Origin of the sequence: Bacillus benzoevorans, from assembly GCF_014207535.1 — a bacterium.
GTDB classification, from domain to species: Bacteria; Bacillota; Bacilli; order Bacillales; family Cytobacillaceae; genus Bacillus_BD; species Bacillus_BD benzoevorans.
In genome coordinates, this window is sequence record NZ_JACHGK010000003.1 from 332,503 (window position 1) to 350,301 (window position 17,799).

Genomic DNA, 17,799 nt, shown 5'->3' on the forward strand with positions numbered 1-17,799 from the left:
TATCTTTATGACAGCAAATTCATAAATTTTATAACAGAAAAAGAGGAGAGTCCCTTTTTTACCTCGACAAACAATCAGAAAAATTATAAAATGGTAGAGGTATGTTCTATCTGTTTTACATAGTCCGACACGGTATGAGAGCGCTTTATTCATTGTGTGCTTTCGAACCTGTCAAAATGATAAGACAAAGGGGGTCGTGTCTAATGGGTACAGTTATCATTTTTGCATTAGTTGCCATTCTTGCAGCATTTGCATCGCTTAGTGCATTAAAAAACAAAAATATCCTTGGTTCTATTTTCGGTATTCTAAGCTTCTGTGTCTTTGGCTTTTTCTCAGTAATGACACTTATCAACAGCGGCTTTCCAGCTGCTCACTAATGATGAAAAAAGCTGTCCCATTCGGTGTTCTACCACCGTGGGACAGCTTTTTTTACCGTATTCTCCTAAGAAGTCAGCTTTATGATTTTCTTTTTATTTAAGTCGATTAATTTTTCGAAATTGTAGCCATACAAGCAAAAGTTTCCATCCCTTGAACAGCTCAAAGGTTCATTTTTCAATCCTTCCAAAATTTTAACCTGCTTATTGCTTTTTAGATCATATTTTATTAACTGAAATTCCTCTTCCCGTGCAGCCTTTTCCTTATTTACTGCAGGCGCTAGATAAATAAACGTATTCAACCCGCTTTCGTAATCATAATAAGGAATCAGCCGATCAGAGAAACCGGATACCTGCGGCGCGGCAAAAGAGCCTATTTCCTTCATATTTTTTTGATAGAAATGATAAATGGCCATATCATTGTTCTGTGGGTCCCCGGCCATGGTCATGAGCACGTTTTTAAAGGTGTCCAAGTGATAAATATCCGTCAACAGCGTTTTCTCTTTGCCGCTGTTTTTATCCAATTGGATTAAGTCCGCCGTTAAGGCCGTATTCTCACCGATCCAGTCAAGAAAAACAAGCTGATCCATCGCATACCATTTTGAAAATGGATCGGAAAAGTCCGCTTCGGTTATTTTTTTATCAGCAATGGATAAGAAGAATGTCCGTGCCTGCCAATCTTCTGAAAAGGTGGAAATAAAGATTTGCTGCTCGTTATAGGGATTCCAATCCATTGTCAGATCAAATGCGTTCATGGTATGAGTAAATACGACAGAACCATCCTTTTTCGTAATGGTAATAAGACTAGTAGATGGTCCGGAGGATGAGCGGATAAACATGTATTCACCGGAGTCACTAATATCAATCGACACAATCATCGATTTGCTCATTGTAATCAGACGGTTTGTCCCTTTATCCAGATTGTAAGCATACACATTGGAGCCTTGAACGACATTAGTAGAATAAATAATCGTATGTGAGTCGAGCCAGCCGTATACCTTATTAAACACCCCTTCCTCGAGCGAAATGGGGATGTTGTCTATTACATTTGCGATATCCCCTGCATTCTGTCCATTTTCCTTCGGACCTAAAGAGCCTGCCGATTGGTCCTTAGTACAACCTACAGAAGCAAATGCAATCAACAATAACAACAGCCACAAAAAAAAAGCCTTACCTTTCATTACTCCTCTACACCGCCTTTTAATACAATGGCCTTGTTATTGCGGCGATTTTCCTGATGCTTATCCTCAAAAAAAGCCCGTAAATCCATTCATTTTTATGTACCCTTACTTCATTATACGGGAAACCACTACGACAAGTTTCATTTTTTGAAAAGATCGCAAAAATCACCCTAACTATTCTTTCAATCAATCTTTAATTTTACTCATCTTGAAAGCGGATCACAAGTATCCTTTTACATATTTATCAGCTTTAATTCTTCCATAAAAACGAATATTAAAAAAGACCTCCCCTGCGGGTTTACATATATAAACTCGCAAGGAAAATCCCCAGGGCATCATGATAAATTTCATCGAATTGTGAAATAGGAAGCGGATTTACGCCCTCACCTAATTCAATCGTAAAACCAGGGCGGCGGAATTCCTGAATGAACCAATCTTTATATCCTGCATGACTGTCAATATAACGGACGGCCTTATAACCGCTCACCCGCGCAAATTCCCGCGCCAGCACCCCAGATTCCGGCGGTTCTAGGCCTTCATAGCCCCAATAAAACTCTTTCCCCTGTGTGTGGAAAGCAAGCATACGGTTAAAGCGTTCATTGCGGGCTAAATCTGCCATAGCGATCGCTTCCGGCTCGGTCAGAGGGGCATCCCCCGGATAATCTCTTGGAGCCGGGGCCTTCGGTTCTTTCCTTTCTTTTTCAATTTCCCAATTAGCCGGAAATTGATTATTTAAATCAACCCCTCTAATATTGGCCTTCCAGCCGCTAAAATCACTGCTCCCCTTATTCATCCGCAGTATCTGCTCACTTAAAGCAGGAGGCGGTCCGTGCTGCACCAAATCCACCCCATCCGGATTCACCATCGGAACAATGGATAAATCAACCGATTGATACAATGGCATCATCGCTATGCCCCGAACCTGTCTGCTGTTCGTTAAACCCAATAAATACGTATTCAAAAACGACATCAACACCGGAGTCGTGATCCATTCATTGGCATGAAAGGAAGCATCAAGGTGCACTTTCTTGTTTCCCGTGCCAACGCGGATTTCATACAGCTGCTTACCTTGGACACTTTCACCGATTGAACGAACGCGGATAAAAGGGAAATGCTCCCTAAGTACCTGGATGTCCCGTGTGAGGCGGGCATAATCATAGTTGACCCTCGGATTAATATCCTGTGCGGTAATTCGGCGCGGCAGCTGGATCATCTGACCAATCATTAGCCGGTTGGGATTGATATTCTGATTCACAAGAAGCAGGGCATCAACGGATAGATTCCGTGCTGCCGCCAACTTCCATAATGAATCACCTTTCCTTATGTTGTATGAGACAGGAGCAAATCCAGGAATCTGAATTTCTTGACCTATCTTCAAGGCATTGGCGTTTATGCCGGGATTGGACTGCAGGATTAAATTAAAAGGAAGCAAAAACAAACGGCTATAGTACCATAGTGTATCGCCGCTGCGTACTCTGACCCTCATTCCTTTTCCTCCCTTCCATCACATCCATCATATGAGGAAGGAAAAAGAAACATGCCTATATTCTATTGCGGGCAGTGCTTCATTTTCATCCTACTTTGTGCGGACCATCCAAGCCGCACCAATGACACCGGCATCATTCCCCAGCGCAGCCAATTTAATTTCTGTTGCGCCGGCAGAAGCAGGAAAGATATATTTTGCAAATGTACTTTTAACAGGATGAAGCAGGACATCGCCCGCCTTTGAAACACCGCCGCCAACTATAATGATTTCCGGATTTAACGTATTGGCGATATTCGCAAGGGCAATGCCAAGATAGCGTGCTGCTTCATTGACAACATCGAGCGCTGTCTCGTCACCTATGCCTGCGAGAGAAAAAACATCCTTCGCCGTAAGGCTGCCATTTTCAGCAAGCAAAGAGGTCAGTCTTTTCCCTGGATCGCGGTCTTGATGAATCCGTTCTTCCGCCAATCGGACAATCCCCGTGGCTGAGGACACCGTTTCCAGACAGCCCTTTTTCCCGCAGTTACAGGGCGCACCATTTGTGAGGACAGAAGTGATATGCCCGATTTCTCCGGCGGCACCGCGGATTCCATGGACAATGCTGCCATGCACAATCACACCCCCGCCGATTCCGGTTCCAATAGTGATACAGAGCAAATCCCGCGCCCCCATTCCTGCACCCTTCCACATTTCACCTAGAGCCGCGCAATTTGCGTCATTGTTAATCCTGACAGGAAGCCCAATGGACTTCTCAAGAATTTCCTTCACCGGATAATGGTCCGGCCAGTCTAAATTCGTGATTTCATAAAACATTCCTGTTTCCTGATGAACTGGTCCTGGTGCCCCAACACCTATGCCGGCAACATGCTCCTTCGTCATTTGATGATGCCCGCATAGATTTTTCACAGCCTCTGGTACGGTGACTGAAAGAAAGAAACCGCTATCCTTATTGGGCGTTCGAATGGCACATTTTTCAATCATCGCTCCATCATTTGTTAATAAAGCGATTTTTGTTGTTGTCCCGCCAATATCGATGCCGATCAGCATTTTTTCAGTCATTTCCATGCCTCCACTAGTGTTCTTTTTCTTCCTTCAGTATGCGGATTTCATGGCGCAGTAATAACAAAGCAGACTGAAAATCCCGTGTTTCCATTAATTGCGACTTATACAGCTCCTGAATCTCCATCTCCATTAACTGGAGATCGGCAATTCGATCGCCGGTGTAAATAATCGCACCAAATTGTTTTAAATACTGCTGTATATCATAAATTGTTTTCATCATCGTAAACCTCTTATTATTGTAGAATTTCTCATTAAAAAAATCATTTGTGAGCTTAGTAATGAAGAGATGATGCTCCTCCAAATGATTCAATATCAGTAAGTTCTTTTAAAAAGCTTTGGTAATCCGCATCAGACGGCTGAATTGCAACCGCTTCCTCTGCGTATTTCTTTGCCTGAGGATAATTTTTTTCCGAATAATAAATAATCGCTAAGTTATAATAAGCTTCATGAAAATCAGGTTTTTTTTCAATGACTTGCAGCAGATGGGCTTTCGCATCTGCTGCATTTCCCAATTTTATTTCTGTTGCCGAAAGCAAGAACAGAAGTTCTGCCGAATCATGCCCATCATTGGCAATACTGTCCAGCACCGTATAGGCCTTATCATATTCATCATTTTCAACATACTTTTTCGCTAAGGCAAATGCAGTCTGCTCGCTCATCAGCGGTTTCGGCTGATTCAAGCTGTATTGAACTGCAGCAAAAATAAGAGCAGCTCCTAAAACGGCGGCAGAAACTTGAGCCAAAGGTCGTTTTTTCTTTGGAAAATGAACCATTGCCGTCGCTATAAAACCGCCGATTAAGCCGCCGATATGACCGGCATTATCTATTCCGGAAACCGTAAAACCAAAGGCTAAGTTAATCCCTAGCACAATGATAATATTTAATCCCATTGTTCGGAAAAACAGCTTAGGATATACCGTTCCAAAATAAAGCAAAGCGCCAAACAGCCCCATAATCGCTCCGCTTGCTCCGGCGGAAATATCAGGACTAAACAAAAGACTGGCTATCGTTCCGGATACTCCAGCAAATAAATAGAGAAAAATAAAACGGATATTCCCGAATATTCGTTCCACGAATACACCAAGGAAATATAGAGCAATTGAATTCATCACTAAATGCAAGAGACCGATATGAACAAAGATCGGCGTAAACAGGCGCCACCATTCTCCCTCAAGAATCAGTGAATTCACCTTGGCTCCAAAACGAATCAGAACGGAAGTCGCTGTGCTGCCCCCTGCCGCCTCCATCAACAGAAAAACGATGACCTGAATGGCTAAAAATATATATGTAAAGAACGGCTTTCCGTTATCAAAAAGAGCCCTTTCCGACTTTATTCTTTGTTTCGCCGCCGTTAACGCTGCCAGCTTTTCGCCTTCAATCTCGGTTTCTGTGTATTCCTCTTTCCAATCGCTGAAAATCAGCTCTCCCACATACTGTTCGATGCTTTCTCTCCCATGCTGCTGTTCACAAAGCAGCGATGTCACCTTCGTTTTTTCCCCATTGGGAAAGAGGAAGGGCTTTTCAATGCGAAATTGGTAATCATCCACTGGAGGATAGGGTGTAACATATATATTTAATACATGGATTTCTCTCTTTTTTACTTGTTTCCGGATGCTTTCACCGTTAGCCGCAGTCATTTCAATATCCCGCTGCATCCAATTGCTCCAGTCCAAATGATGGAGGAGAATGCGAATTACTTGTGTTTCTTTATCCTCTAATCTCTCCAGCCAAAGCTCCTTTTGCGTCTCGGATAGCTGAATAATGCGGTATTCCTTCCGGCTGATAAAATAATGCGCAAGCCTCCAAAAAACAAATTCATCCTGAAAACTCAAGTTTCCCCTTCCTTTCTACATCCTAAGCTGTCCTAATAGTTTTACTATAGGCAATTTCGAACCATTCGTAAAGGAATTTGAAAAGCAGTAGTGTTTCACCGGTCAAGCCCGGCTCACGTTCGTACCGGCTGCCGTTGGGCAAACTAAACAAATGAAAAAGACCCTTGGATGTGGGTCTTTCTGACAAAGGTTATGATGCTGGAGAAGGATTTTTCGGAAAGACAAGATTCATCATCCTGCTCTTTACTCCGGGAATATTCATGAGTGCTGAAACAAACAGCTGTCTAGAGAGCGCATTTCCTAATAATAAATTGAGAACACGGTAGCGTTTTTGAAAAAGATAATATCCACCAAAACCTAATAAAACAAGTGATAAAACTTTTCGCATCTGTATATCCCTCCTAACCATAGTTTGAGATAAAATGATACAGATTATCCAAGGATTGAAGGTTTAGTGACAAAGTTATCTTCTATCCCATTCGCTTATTTTTCAAAAACCGTCCCCATTGTTTTCTTTAAGATAGAAACAGAATGGCTAAACTTATCTGTTTCCTCATCTGAAAGGCTGACTTGAATGACTTCACGAACCCCGCTTCGATTGACGATTGCCGGCACCCCGATATAAACGTCATTTTGCCCATATTCACCGTCTAGTAAAGCTGAAATTGTAAGAACCGAGTTTTCATTTTGCAGTATAGCCTTCGTTAAGCGGACAAGCCCCATGGCAATTCCATAAAAGGTGGCCCCTTTCCGCTCAATAATATGATAGGCGGCATCGCGGACATTTAAGAAAAGCTTGTTTAAATCCTCCCAGTTATACGCCTCGCTATTTTTGATAATCTCGCTGATTGGACGAGTCGCAACGTTCACTCCGCTCCACACCGGAAGTTCTGTATCGCCATGCTCTCCGATAATATAAGCATGCACATTCCGCGTATCAACATCAAAATATTCACCTAGTAAAAACCGAAAGCGGGCTGTATCAAGAATCGTTCCAGAGCCAATGACACGTTCCTTCGGCAGACCGGAGAACTTCCAAACAGCATAGGTTAATATATCAACCGGATTCGTCGCGACAATGAAAATGCCCGCAAAACCGCTGGCCATTACTTCTGCTACGATCCCCTTAAAGATTTTCGTATTTTTTTCTACCAGATCTAAACGAGTTTCTCCGGGCTTCTGCGCTGCTCCTGCACAGATGACTACGATATCGGCATCCTTACAATCCGAGTAATGACCAGACCAAATTTTCGTCCGTGCCGGAGAGAATGGCAACCCGTGATTTAAGTCCATGGCATCTCCCTCGGCTTTTTTCTGATTAAGGTCAATTAAAACGATTTCCTCGGTCAAACCTTGGTTTAAAAGGGCAAAGGCGTAGCTTGATCCAACAGCACCTGTCCCTATAAGGGCTACTCGGTTCACACGTTCTTTCATGTTCAGAACCTCCTATTAATGTTCCTTCTTCTATTGTGTTTCATTCACAGCTACTGTGAATGAAGACTCAATTCATGATTATCACTGTATTAATGTCCCCAGTAACAATGCTGATAAACCTGAAAGAAAATTAACGGTGTCATTATTTAAAAAGGGAATTCCTTTTATCAGGTTCGTTTTCCGTCCGCAGTGAACTGTCTTTTCCGTTTTCATGCCGCACACGGAACATTGATAGCCCGCCTGGATAAACGCCCCAAGAAGGGTGTCCACTACATTACCGGTAAATCCGAGGATGAGAATAAAAAGAAATTCCCCTTCTGTTAAGTGAAACAGATAATAGGAGGCGCAGGCAATCACGAAGGAACCAAGTAGCGCGGCGGAAGTGCCTAAGAGACTGACAGCCCCGGAGGTGCCTCGTTCCACCCTTTTAAAGGTCTTAATAAAGAATGGCTTTACCTTGCTCATCGAACCGATTTCAGAAGCCCATGTATCTGAGTTGGCAGCCGCATTGCAAATACAAAAGCCTAAGAGAAAGAGTTTATCTTCTGTTGCAAAATAGAGCGCACTGGATAAAGCGGCAAGTCCGCCATTCGCCATCACCTGCTGCCAATCCCGCCGCGACCCCTTCACAAGTATTTCCTCTGCCTTGCTCTTATTGGCGCTTTTTATTTTCGACCAGAAGCTTGAGCTGACAAAAAACAGGCCCAATATAAATAATCCTTTTAACCCAAGACCGAGAACGGTGAAAAAACCGACACCAAAAGCGGCTATTGCGCCGGATACTGTCAATAATCTGGCAGAGTACCCTAATATCACCATCACCGCAATGAGGATGTAAATAAGGATGTCACCATTCATGAAAGTGAATATCTTCCATCATTGGTGATGATTTTCCCTACAGGCAGGTCATGCTCTTCAACTGGAATTTCAGGAACAATCTGTTGAGCAAAAGCCAGTGATATCGTACCTCCCTTGAAATCCTCAAGGAAGCGATCATAATAGCCGCCGCCAACTCCCATACGGTATCCTTGTTGTGTAAAGGCAATTCCAGGGACAAGCAGCAGGTCAATCTCCGCTTTCGCTGCCAGCTCCGTTTCCGTTTCAATTGGTTCAAGCAGACCAAAATAAACGGATTCCAATTGATTAAAACGCTGTAAATAGCGGAAATCCATTGTCCTTTCCTTGTCATGACATTTAGGGACAGCCACTCTTTTTCCCTCTGCCCAAGCAGTACGAATAATTTGATATGTATCAACTTCAGGTGCAATAGAGATTGTTATCCCAATCACAGAAGCAGCCTGCCAAAGTGGGTCCTTATACAATTCCTGGGCGATTGTATAGGAATAATGCTCATATAATGGCTTTGGAATTTGCTTAAGTTTTGCTCTTATCTCTTTCCGTAATTTTTGCTTTTCCAATTCAATTCCTCCTTAATAAGGGTTATTTTCCCAAATTCTGCATTGCCCTTCTATTTTTCTCTAGAAAAACTTTTACATGCAACAAAAAAACAGCAGAGAAGCTCTGCTGCTTATTTTGTTTCGCGATGTGTTGTTGAGCGTTTTTCTCTTGGGCAATATTTTTTAAGCTCAAGACGATCAGGATTATTTCTTTTATTCTTTTTAGAAATATAGTTACGGTCTCCGCACTCTGTGCAAGCTAACGTAATATTAACACGCATGTTATTTCCCTCCAAACCATGTAAACAGTAGTTCGTTCATACGACTTTACTATAGTACCATTTTTCAAACAGAAATGCTAGTCTGTTTTCACAAAACGTACTGAAAATACAATTTTTCTTTTATTGTTCTTCTATTCCTTTAATGCGGACTACGTTCGAACGGACCAATGGGAAAAACTTTTTATTTGAGAGTTTAACGCCAAGCTCCAGCATGTAGGAACGGCTGGGCTGAAATAGTCTCCACGCCAAAGCTTCCTTCCCTCTTTCCAGCACGGACTCCTGTACAATGTGTGCACTTCTTTCTCCATGCGGCAGATACGTTACATCATAGAGTCTTACTACTTTTGCATTTTGTTTCAGCTGTTTCGTTATGTACAACGGTGTTCTTCTTACATCAACAAGTGTCCAATAAGGAAATAGCTGCTCTCCCCCTGTAAACCATTTGGATAAGAATGAAGCAGGTACAAGTCTTTTTCTGTTCCAATTAGCCTCCTGCAAAATACGAAGCAGCTCAGGCTGATGTATCTTCACTATCGGCTGAGGTTCTTCTGACGGTTTTTCTTTTTGCGTATGATTATACTTTCTCCATTGATATTGTACCTTCCCAACGGTTGTATCTAACTCTTCAGCGATTTTTTTAAATGTAAGCCCTTTTCGGCGTAATTTCTTTATTTCTTCAATCATGTTGCATCTCTCCCAAGACCCGTGTGTGTCAAATATTTTAGTTTAGTATACTTTTATTCCATTTTCCAAATCTAATGGTAACACTGTTAAGTAAACCCTACAATAAGCTGATTTTGTCGGAATATGAATATTTTATCTGTCCTAAAGAGCGTTCTCCAGTTAATTCTCACCTGCGCTATGTCGAATTTTGTCATCTTTATGATAAAATGAAAAATGTAGCTCAAGTGAGAGGTGATAAAATGGAAAAAATACTGATCATTTTGATTATTATCGCAATCGGATTATGGATAATCTCCTTTTTTCTCAAGGATCCCTATAAACAGCTGCGGGAAGACATGGACCAGCTCTTTATGCAGCAGCTTGAAGAGATTTATCATATCAAAAAGAAGCTAAAAGTACTGGAGGAAGAACTGCTCATCAATGATATTGATTTTACCCTGCCGCTCTCACAGGTCCGGCCTCTCACAGCAGAAAAGTCTTCTGTCCACGAAATTATCAAAAACCAGGTCTGGTCATTAGCCCAGCAGGGAATCCCGCTCAATCAAATAGCAGAACAAGCTTCATTATCCGTTCATGAGACAGAAGCGATTCTCGCTGAGTTCAATGAAAAATCTCAATAATATTCACACAGAAAGGAGCAGTCTTGTTTAAGGCTGCTCCTTTTCCACTGGATGTCGCTTATTCTATTGATTCAGGTCGTAATGCCGCCCCTTAACCAGATAAAAGATGTATTCAGAAATATTTGTAATATGATCAGCGGTTCGCTCTAAATAACGGCAAATAAACAGCATTTGCATCACTTGGGGAAGATTTTCCGGATGTTCCTTATTCATCTCAAACAGCTCAGCAATCGTTTCACCATACAACGCATCTACTTGGTCGTCCATATCGGCGACCTTTTTCGCGAGCGACAAATCCTCTTCATTAAATGCCTTTAACGCATCACGGAACATTTCTCCTGATATTTCATACATTTTTTTCAGTTTGGTAATCGTCTCTAAATGCGACTCCTGTCCAATTCGAATCGTTGACTTGGCAATGTTTACAGCGAAATCAGCAATCCTTTCTACGTCAGTAGAGATTCTAATCGCAATTAAAATTCTTCTTAAATCAACAGCCACAGGCTGCTGCTTCGCAATCAGCAGCGTAGCAAAATCATTTAATTCCTCATACATTAAATCTGCTCTCGAATCTCCGTCCATGATTCTTAAAGCATGGTCAACATCATGGTTTTCCAATGCCTTGATTGACTGCCCTAGGGCATCGTAGGCAAAATTCGCAAGATCCACTAACTTTTGCTGTAATTGCTTCAATTCTTCCTCAAATGTTTCACGCACTGACATCGTTGTTGTCTCTCCTTTCACGATCGCTATCTCCTCCCTCTTATTTTCTTGCTCTATTTTCCTAAGCTATTATCCAAAACGTCCGGTAATATAATCTTCTGTCCGTTTCTCTGTTGGAGTAGAAAAGATTTTATCCGTTTGATCAAATTCAATGACTTCTCCATTTAAGAAGAAAGCTGTTTTATCAGAGATACGCGCAGCCTGCTGCATATTATGTGTCACAATGATAATACTGAAGTCTTTCTTTATTTCCTGTACCAGTTCTTCTACCTTTAAGGTTGAAATTGGGTCAAGTGCCGATGTTGGTTCGTCCATTAGAATGACATCAGGCTCAATAGCGAGGCAGCGGGCGATACAAAGACGCTGCTGCTGACCGCCGGAAAGACCAAAGGCATTATCCTGCAAACGATCTTTTACTTCATCCCAAATGGCGGCTCCTCTTAAGCTTTTCTCCACAATTTCATCTAGAATTTTCTTATTGCGGATTCCATGCACTTTTGGACCATACGCTACATTTTCATAAATCGATTTCGGAAATGGATTTGGTTTTTGAAAGACCATTCCTACTCTGGTACGTAATTCTTCCACTTTATAGGATTTATCAAAAATATTTCTGCCGCGATAGTTAAGCTCACCGGAAGTTCTAACGCCCGGCACTAACTCAATCATCCGATTCAATGTTTTAATATAGGTAGATTTCCCGCATCCTGACGGCCCAATAATCGCTGTGACTTCATTTTCAATAATATCTAAATTAATGTCTTTTAAAGCGTGGTTATCTCCATACCATAAATCTAGATGGTTCGTTTTATATACGGTTTGTCTGTTTTCAGCCGCTTTCTTTTCCAAATTAGCGGCATTTTGTTTTTGTTCGATCGCAATATTCATTTGAAATTCACCTTCATCCTATTATTAAAACTGCTCCAAGTCCAAGCCAATATTTCTTACTTTTTAATCTTTTGGCTCTGTTAAACTTGGTTGTTGATTTCCGTTCCAAACACTTCGCTTTCCGCTCATCTACGCCTGAGCCTCCTCGCCACTTCGTGCCTGCGGGGTCTCGTCTGTCTCGCTGTTCCCGCAGGAGTCTTCGTGCCTTCCACTCCAATCAACAAAGTCCTCCAAAATCAACATTGACCTTTAACACAGCCAATCTTTTAATAACTAAAACTTTTTCTGAAATTTATTCCGAATGAGTACGGCTATAGAGTTCATGCCAATTAATAGGATTAATAACACCATGATTCCTGCTGCGGCGAGCTCCTGAAATTCTGCCTGTGGTCTTCCCGTCCAGTTGTATATCTGCATTGGTAAAACAGTAAAAGTATCCAAAACGGAATTTGGCAAAAATGGCAAAAATAGCGGCAAACCTAAAACAACAAGCGGAGCTGTTTCACCAATGGCACGGGAAAGAGCTAAAATTACACCTGTTAAAATCCCAGGTATCGCTGCTGGCATCACCACTCTCACGATTGTTTGCCATTTTGTGGCTCCCATGCCAAATGAAGCCTCCCGTAATTCCTTTGGTACGGAACGAATAGCTTCCTGGGATGCGACAATAATAACCGGAAGGATTAATAAACTCATCGTTAAACCGGCTGCTAATACACTTGTGCCAAGTGCTAAGGCACGAACAAAGACGGTCAAACCCAATAATCCAAATACAATGGAAGGCACACCGGCAAGATTTGAGATATTGATTTGAATAAAAGCTGTCAAGCGATTTTTCATCGCGTATTCTTCCAAATAAATGGCCGTTCCAACCCCTAGAAACAGCGAGATAGGCGCGACAACAAACATTAACCAAATTGTCCCGTTCAATGCCGTATATACCCCGGCATCTTCTGCTTTCCGGGATGGAAGGCTATTGAGAAACTGCCAATCAAAATAATGAACCCCTTGTGTCACAATTCTATATAACAAAATTCCTAATACGAGCAGACTAAATAGCGTTGCAAGGAGAAATATTCTTTTGAAAATGATGTTTAGATATATTCGAGGAGTCATTTTCGCTGTGACCCTGCTATGGTCAATTAATTTCATTTTAATATTCCTCCTTGAAACGGCGAGTAATAAATTGAGCTAACAAGTTCATAATTAACGTAAACATAAAGAGTGTGAAACCAACAGCATAGATACTATAATAAATCGTCGTACCATAGCCAGCGTCTCCTTGGCTGACTTGAACGATATAGGCTGTCATCGTTTGAATTGAACCCGTTACATCCCAGCCCAAATTCGGTGTTGAACCACCGGCAACGGCTACAATCATCGTTTCCCCTATCGCACGGGAAATACCTAACACAATAGAGGCGATAATTCCTGACATCGCTGCTGGAAGCACAACCTTCACAGCTGTTTCAAATTTCGTCGAACCCATTGCTAGTGCCCCTTCTCGCATCGTTCTTGGAACGGATGACATCGCATCCTCTGAAAGAGAAGCAATCGACGGTGTAATCATGATTCCAATCACAATCCCTGGGCTCAAAGCATTAAAAATTTCAAGGGATGGAATGAATTCTCTTAAAATCGGTGTAACAAAGGTTAAAGCAAAAAAACCGTAAACAATAGTTGGAATCCCTGCCAACACTTCCATGATCGGTTTGATCATGCGGCGGTTTTTATCGGATGCATATTCGCTTAAATAAATAGCTGTTCCGATCCCTAATGGTACGGCAACAATGATGGCAATTAGTGTCACCCGAAGTGTACCAGACACAAGCGCCATAATGCCGAATGTCCCTGGCTCAGAGAATGGGTACCATTTTTCGGCCGTTAGAAATTCAGCAATTGAAACACGATCAAAAAAAGTAAATGTTTCAAATAAGAGCGTAAATAAAATGCCAATCGTCGTTAATACCGATGCAATAGCTGTCAAAAGCAAGACAATCGGCATTACCTTTTCAGCTGAAAAAAGTTTCCTCTTTTTCTTTTTTTCCATAATCAAATCCTGAACAGAAAATGATTTTACTTGATTTTGTACCGCCAAAATGAGTTCCCCTTTCATCCACATGCCAAGATGAGAAGCAGTTGCCATCATGCTTCTCAGAGTTAACTTCTGTGGGTGCCAAAAGCCGGATCCAAAGACCGGCTTTTGGCACCCACATTCATGTTTATTTGCAGCATTTGTTGAAAATGCTAAATTATTTTAAACCTTGAAGAGTTGATAATGCTTCATCATATGAAGGAAGTTTAACATAACCCACTTCTTCAGATAAGGAACCAGCATTTTCTAATGCAAATTTAACGAAATCATAGATTTCTTCTTTTTTCACAGATTCATTCTTCACATAAATGTATAGCGGACGTGAAAGTGGTGCATATTCTCCGCTTTCAACCGTTTCGTTTGTTGGCTCCACTGCGCCGTTCCCTCCATCAATTGGAACCACTTTTAACTTATCTTTGTTTTCCAAATAGTAAGCATAACCAAAGTATCCGATGGCATTTTTCTCGCCTGTAACCCCTTGAACAAGGATGTTATCATCTTCAGAAAGGGTTGCTTTTTCAACAATCGGCTGTTCTTCTAAAATGACTTCATCAAAATAATCAAATGTTCCTGAATCTGTTCCAGGTGAGTAGAATTTGATCTCTTCTTCAGGCCATCCTTCGCGGATATCAGACCATTTTTTCACTGTACCATCTTCTAACCACATTTTCTTTAATTCATCAACGGTTAAGGAATCTACCCAATCATTATCTTTGTTCACAACAATCGATAAACCATCTTTAGCAATTTCAAATTCAGTAAATTCAATTCCTGCTTTTTCCAACTGTGCTTTTTCCTCATCTTTAATTGGACGTGAAGCGTTACTGATGTCTGTTTCACCAGCGATAAAAGCTTTGAAGCCGCCGCCTGTACCAGAAGAGGCTACCGAAACCTTCATTTTCGGCTGTGCTAAATTATATTCTTCCGCAATGGCTTCCATAATTGGGAAAACAGTGGAAGAACCATCAATATTTACTGCACCCTCAAATTGTTTGCTGTCTGCTGTTTCCTCAGTAGTCGTATTATTTTCTGATCCTGTTTCATTATTTTGCGGTCCACAGGCCACTGTAAACGCTACTACACCTGTAAGCATTGTTGATAATGCAACATGTCGAAACTTTTTATTCATTTCTTTTTCTCCCCCTGTTTCGGTTTGTTTTCTATACACTTAACAATAAACGGCTAGTGTAAATCGCGTTTTAATGAAATGTAAAGCTTTTGTAAACGGGAGTGAATATTGTGTAAATTTGTCGAAACTTCATTTTAAATTGTGTGTTTTTGGAGCAACTTTATGAAGTATAAACTCCTTCTCTTCTTTTCTGGCTGTCTCCATTATTAGGTTACACAAAAAAACCTGCCATTCTTTGCGAAAGGCAGGTTTTTGTATTCTTATTCTTCATTCTTTTTTTCTGTTTCACTTTCACCGTTGGCTGCTTCATCAGCAGTGGTTCCTCCGGCTGCACGGGCCGCTTTTATATCAAAATACGTATCCATGACTCTGCGCCCGATCTTCAGGTTCGAGCGATTATCGGTTCCTCCCGTATATGCCCATGGAACGATGACGGCCATGGCAATTTCCGGGTTATTTGTCGGCGCATAGCCGACAAGACTGAGGTTCATGACTGGGGACATACGATAATTCGTCAACGGACCGTCATAAAAGGCCTGCGCAGTTCCGGTTTTCCCCGCAGGATAATATGGGGCATTGCCAAAGAATCCGTAAGCTGTCCCGCCCGATTCCCCCATTACCTTGCGAAAGCCAAGCTGTACCCGTTCGATCCAGCCACTTTCAAGATCTAAGCGGTTCAACACTTTGGGCTGAATCTCCTGGACAATCGGACCAAGCTCATTATCCATTTGTGGTTCGCGGATTTCCTTGACCATATGCGGTTCCATGCGGCTGCCGCCATTGGCAATGGTTGAAACATATTGGGCCATCTGCAGCGTGGAATACGTATCATACTGCCCAATGGCTAGGTCGAGCATTAAACCTGGTGTAGTGTCTGTTCCTTTTGCCCCTATCTGTTCATTCGGCAGATCAATCCCCGTCCGTACGCCAAGTCCAAATTGGGCAAAATGCTGGCGGATAATATCAAAGCCTTCTTTTTTTAGAGGCAGAGAGCCGCCTGGTATATAACGTCCGCCGCCGATCTTGATCGCCGTATGGAACATGTACACGTTTGAAGATACCTTTAAGGCGTTCACATCATTTATGGAACCAAAGTTTTTCCACGATTTTTTCGGCTTTGTTCCAGCAATAATAAGCGGTGCATCATAGAATGGTGTACCAGGGCTGATCGCACCTGTCTGGTAGCCTGTCAGGATCGTAGCCCCTTTAACGGCAGAACCGACATTATAGGTGGTCGTAAAGGTGCCCAGCGCATCATCCTGCATTTCCGTTTTGCCTGTTTCTTGGTTCCGGACAATCCGTTTACCTGCTAACGCCTTAATTTCCCCGGTATTCGGGTCCATCAGTACGACATAGGCGCGGTCTAAAAGTCCTGTTCCGGGATATTTTCTCGCCGTCCACAACTCTTCTTCAATAATTTGCTCCACAGCACGCTGCAGATCCATATCTACCGTTAAGATCAAGTCCTTGCCCCGCTGCCCTTCCGAAATCATTTCAGTGCTGACGATATTACCGGCTTTATCGGTCACATTTTTGACCTTTGCCTTTTGTCCATGGAGCACATCTTCATATTGTTTTTCTAAATAGCTTGTCCCAACGCGGTCGTTACGGCTGTAACCTTTTGATAAATAGTTGTCAATTTCTTCCGCAGGCAGACCCTTATCAGAGGTTGTCACCCCTCCAAGTACAGAGCGTAAGGTATCTTCATACGTATAGAACCGTTCCCAGTCGGTTGTCGTATCCACCCCGGGCAGCAGTGAGAGGTTTTCACTGACGACGGCAAATTCCTCCGGTGTGACATCTTTATTTTTCACAATCTGCGGGGTGAACTTATAGCCGCTTGTGAATTCACGATAAATCGCGAGTACCTCCATATCGGCTTTCGATAATTCACTTAAGTCTTTTTCCGTAATCCGATCGAGAATGAGACGATAGACTTTTTTATCATATTCCTCGTCTTTATATTTTTCCTGCAGCTGTTTCCGTTCTTTCTCAGAAACCTTTTTCTCCGCTTTCTTTTGATGTTTAAGAATCCAGAAATCTTTTTTATCTCTTTCCGTCACCTTTTTATCATCTTTTTCAATTAATTTGGACAATCTTTCAGCAACAAGGAGCATTTCCTCCTGGTCGACCCCATTGTTCGTATACGTAATCGCATTTTGCGGAACATTATCGACAACAATTTTGCCGGTTGAATCGATCATTTTGCCCCTTGGCACCGGGTTGTTGACTGTTACATCCTCAGTTCGTTCAATCTCACGCTTATAATCATCTCCATAGACAATTTGTACGACACCAAGCCGCAAGACCAGCACAGAGAATAATACAAAGACAATAAAAAAGAGCATATTTAAACGAAAAGGGACATGCGTCTTCTTCTTTTTCCTCTTTTTCAAACGTAATCACACATCCTTTCCGAAATGGTTCTTTGTTTACTATTTTAAAAGAAATAATAAAATAATACTATAAAAAGCCAAGAAATAAACTAGAAAATATTTACATTCATTTCCTGCAAAAGAATAGAGTAGGCGCATGAGTTACTCATGCGCCTCTCACAGATCCGTACGTGCGGGTCATCGCATACGGCTCCTCCATGATTATCCCCGTTGGGGA

The 17,799-nt window shown here is 42.0% G+C and carries 20 protein-coding genes; 2 read left to right on the forward strand and 18 right to left on the reverse strand.

The genetic code is table 11. The annotated features are described in order from the left end of the window. Positions 1 to 203: 203 nt before the first annotated feature. A complete protein-coding gene (locus tag HNR53_RS07415) occupies positions 204 to 377 on the forward strand; it encodes a DUF2759 domain-containing protein (protein WP_184524385.1) in 174 nt (57 codons plus the stop codon). A gap of 65 nt (positions 378 to 442) precedes the next feature. On the opposite strand, the gene HNR53_RS07420 is transcribed toward HNR53_RS07415, so the two are convergent. From HNR53_RS07420 to HNR53_RS07470, 11 genes are all read right to left on the reverse strand, one after another. Next, entirely contained in the window at positions 443 to 1,555 is a 1,113-nt protein-coding gene (locus HNR53_RS07420) for a YqgU-like beta propeller domain-containing protein (protein WP_184524387.1), read from the reverse strand. A gap of 298 nt (positions 1,556 to 1,853) precedes the next feature. Beyond that, a complete protein-coding gene (locus HNR53_RS07425; protein ID WP_184524389.1) occupies positions 1,854 to 3,041 on the reverse strand; it encodes a M14 family metallopeptidase in 1,188 nt (395 codons plus the stop codon). 90 nt (positions 3,042 to 3,131) lie between these two features. Further along, the gene (locus HNR53_RS07430) at positions 3,132 to 4,100 is read right to left on the reverse strand and encodes an ROK family glucokinase (protein ID WP_184524391.1); all 969 of its coding nucleotides are present in this window, start codon (positions 4,098 to 4,100) and stop codon (positions 3,132 to 3,134) included. A 13-nt stretch (positions 4,101 to 4,113) separates the two neighbouring features. Further along, positions 4,114 to 4,320, reverse strand: coding sequence for a YqgQ family protein (locus tag HNR53_RS07435; RefSeq protein ID WP_184524490.1), 207 nt, complete (start codon positions 4,318 to 4,320; stop codon positions 4,114 to 4,116). Positions 4,321 to 4,375: 55 nt separating this feature from the next. After that, a complete protein-coding gene (locus tag HNR53_RS07440; protein WP_184524393.1) occupies positions 4,376 to 5,935 on the reverse strand; it encodes a rhomboid family protein in 1,560 nt (519 codons plus the stop codon). A gap of 190 nt (positions 5,936 to 6,125) precedes the next feature. Beyond that, entirely contained in the window at positions 6,126 to 6,323 is a 198-nt protein-coding gene (locus tag HNR53_RS07445) for a hypothetical protein (RefSeq protein ID WP_184524395.1), read from the reverse strand. Positions 6,324 to 6,418: 95 nt separating this feature from the next. Then, positions 6,419 to 7,369: an L-lactate dehydrogenase gene (locus HNR53_RS07450; protein ID WP_184524397.1), complete on the reverse strand. Its 951-nt coding sequence runs from the start codon at positions 7,367 to 7,369 to the stop codon at positions 6,419 to 6,421. Positions 7,370 to 7,450: 81 nt separating this feature from the next. After that, positions 7,451 to 8,227, reverse strand: coding sequence for a DUF92 domain-containing protein (locus tag HNR53_RS07455; protein ID WP_184524399.1), 777 nt, complete (start codon positions 8,225 to 8,227; stop codon positions 7,451 to 7,453). Next, entirely contained in the window at positions 8,224 to 8,787 is a 564-nt protein-coding gene (locus HNR53_RS07460; protein WP_184524401.1) for a 5-formyltetrahydrofolate cyclo-ligase, read from the reverse strand. The genes HNR53_RS07455 and HNR53_RS07460 overlap by 4 nt, the downstream gene beginning before the upstream one ends. 110 nt (positions 8,788 to 8,897) lie before the next feature. Next, entirely contained in the window at positions 8,898 to 9,047 is a 150-nt protein-coding gene (gene rpmG / locus HNR53_RS07465) for a 50S ribosomal protein L33 (protein WP_057771568.1), read from the reverse strand. 120 nt (positions 9,048 to 9,167) lie between these two features. Next, positions 9,168 to 9,731 (reverse strand): DUF4912 domain-containing protein, encoded by a 564-nt coding sequence (locus HNR53_RS07470; RefSeq protein WP_184524404.1) that lies wholly within the window; start codon positions 9,729 to 9,731, stop codon positions 9,168 to 9,170. A 239-nt stretch (positions 9,732 to 9,970) separates the two neighbouring features. Here HNR53_RS07470 and HNR53_RS07475 point away from each other — a divergent pair, with 239 nt between their 5' ends. Next, a complete protein-coding gene (locus HNR53_RS07475) occupies positions 9,971 to 10,351 on the forward strand; it encodes a hypothetical protein (protein WP_184524406.1) in 381 nt (126 codons plus the stop codon). Positions 10,352 to 10,414: 63 nt separating this feature from the next. Here HNR53_RS07475 and phoU read toward each other — a convergent pair whose 3' ends face one another. From phoU to HNR53_RS07510, 7 genes are all read right to left on the reverse strand, one after another. Further along, positions 10,415 to 11,074 carry a phosphate signaling complex protein PhoU gene (phoU, locus tag HNR53_RS07480; RefSeq protein ID WP_184524492.1) on the reverse strand — a complete coding sequence of 220 codons (660 nt, stop codon included), beginning with the start codon at positions 11,072 to 11,074 and terminating at the stop codon, positions 10,415 to 10,417. 69 nt (positions 11,075 to 11,143) lie between these two features. Further along, positions 11,144 to 11,962, reverse strand: a complete 819-nt coding sequence (gene pstB, locus HNR53_RS07485) for a phosphate ABC transporter ATP-binding protein PstB (protein ID WP_184524408.1) — start codon at positions 11,960 to 11,962, stop codon at positions 11,144 to 11,146. A 13-nt stretch (positions 11,963 to 11,975) separates the two neighbouring features. Continuing rightward, complete coding sequence (locus tag HNR53_RS07490) at positions 11,976 to 12,179, reverse strand: hypothetical protein (protein ID WP_184524410.1); 204 nt, start codon at positions 12,177 to 12,179, stop codon at positions 11,976 to 11,978. A 56-nt stretch (positions 12,180 to 12,235) separates the two neighbouring features. After that, positions 12,236 to 13,114 carry a phosphate ABC transporter permease PstA gene (gene pstA / locus HNR53_RS07495; protein WP_184524412.1) on the reverse strand — a complete coding sequence of 293 codons (879 nt, stop codon included), beginning with the start codon at positions 13,112 to 13,114 and terminating at the stop codon, positions 12,236 to 12,238. Between the two features lies 1 nt (position 13,115). After that, positions 13,116 to 14,084, reverse strand: coding sequence for a phosphate ABC transporter permease subunit PstC (gene pstC / locus HNR53_RS07500; protein ID WP_184524494.1), 969 nt, complete (start codon positions 14,082 to 14,084; stop codon positions 13,116 to 13,118). A 130-nt stretch (positions 14,085 to 14,214) separates the two neighbouring features. Further along, positions 14,215 to 15,186, reverse strand: a complete 972-nt coding sequence (locus HNR53_RS07505) for a PstS family phosphate ABC transporter substrate-binding protein (RefSeq protein ID WP_184524413.1) — start codon at positions 15,184 to 15,186, stop codon at positions 14,215 to 14,217. A 260-nt stretch (positions 15,187 to 15,446) separates the two neighbouring features. After that, a complete protein-coding gene (locus HNR53_RS07510; protein ID WP_184524415.1) occupies positions 15,447 to 17,582 on the reverse strand; it encodes a peptidoglycan D,D-transpeptidase FtsI family protein in 2,136 nt (711 codons plus the stop codon). Positions 17,583 to 17,799 lie beyond the last annotated feature (217 nt).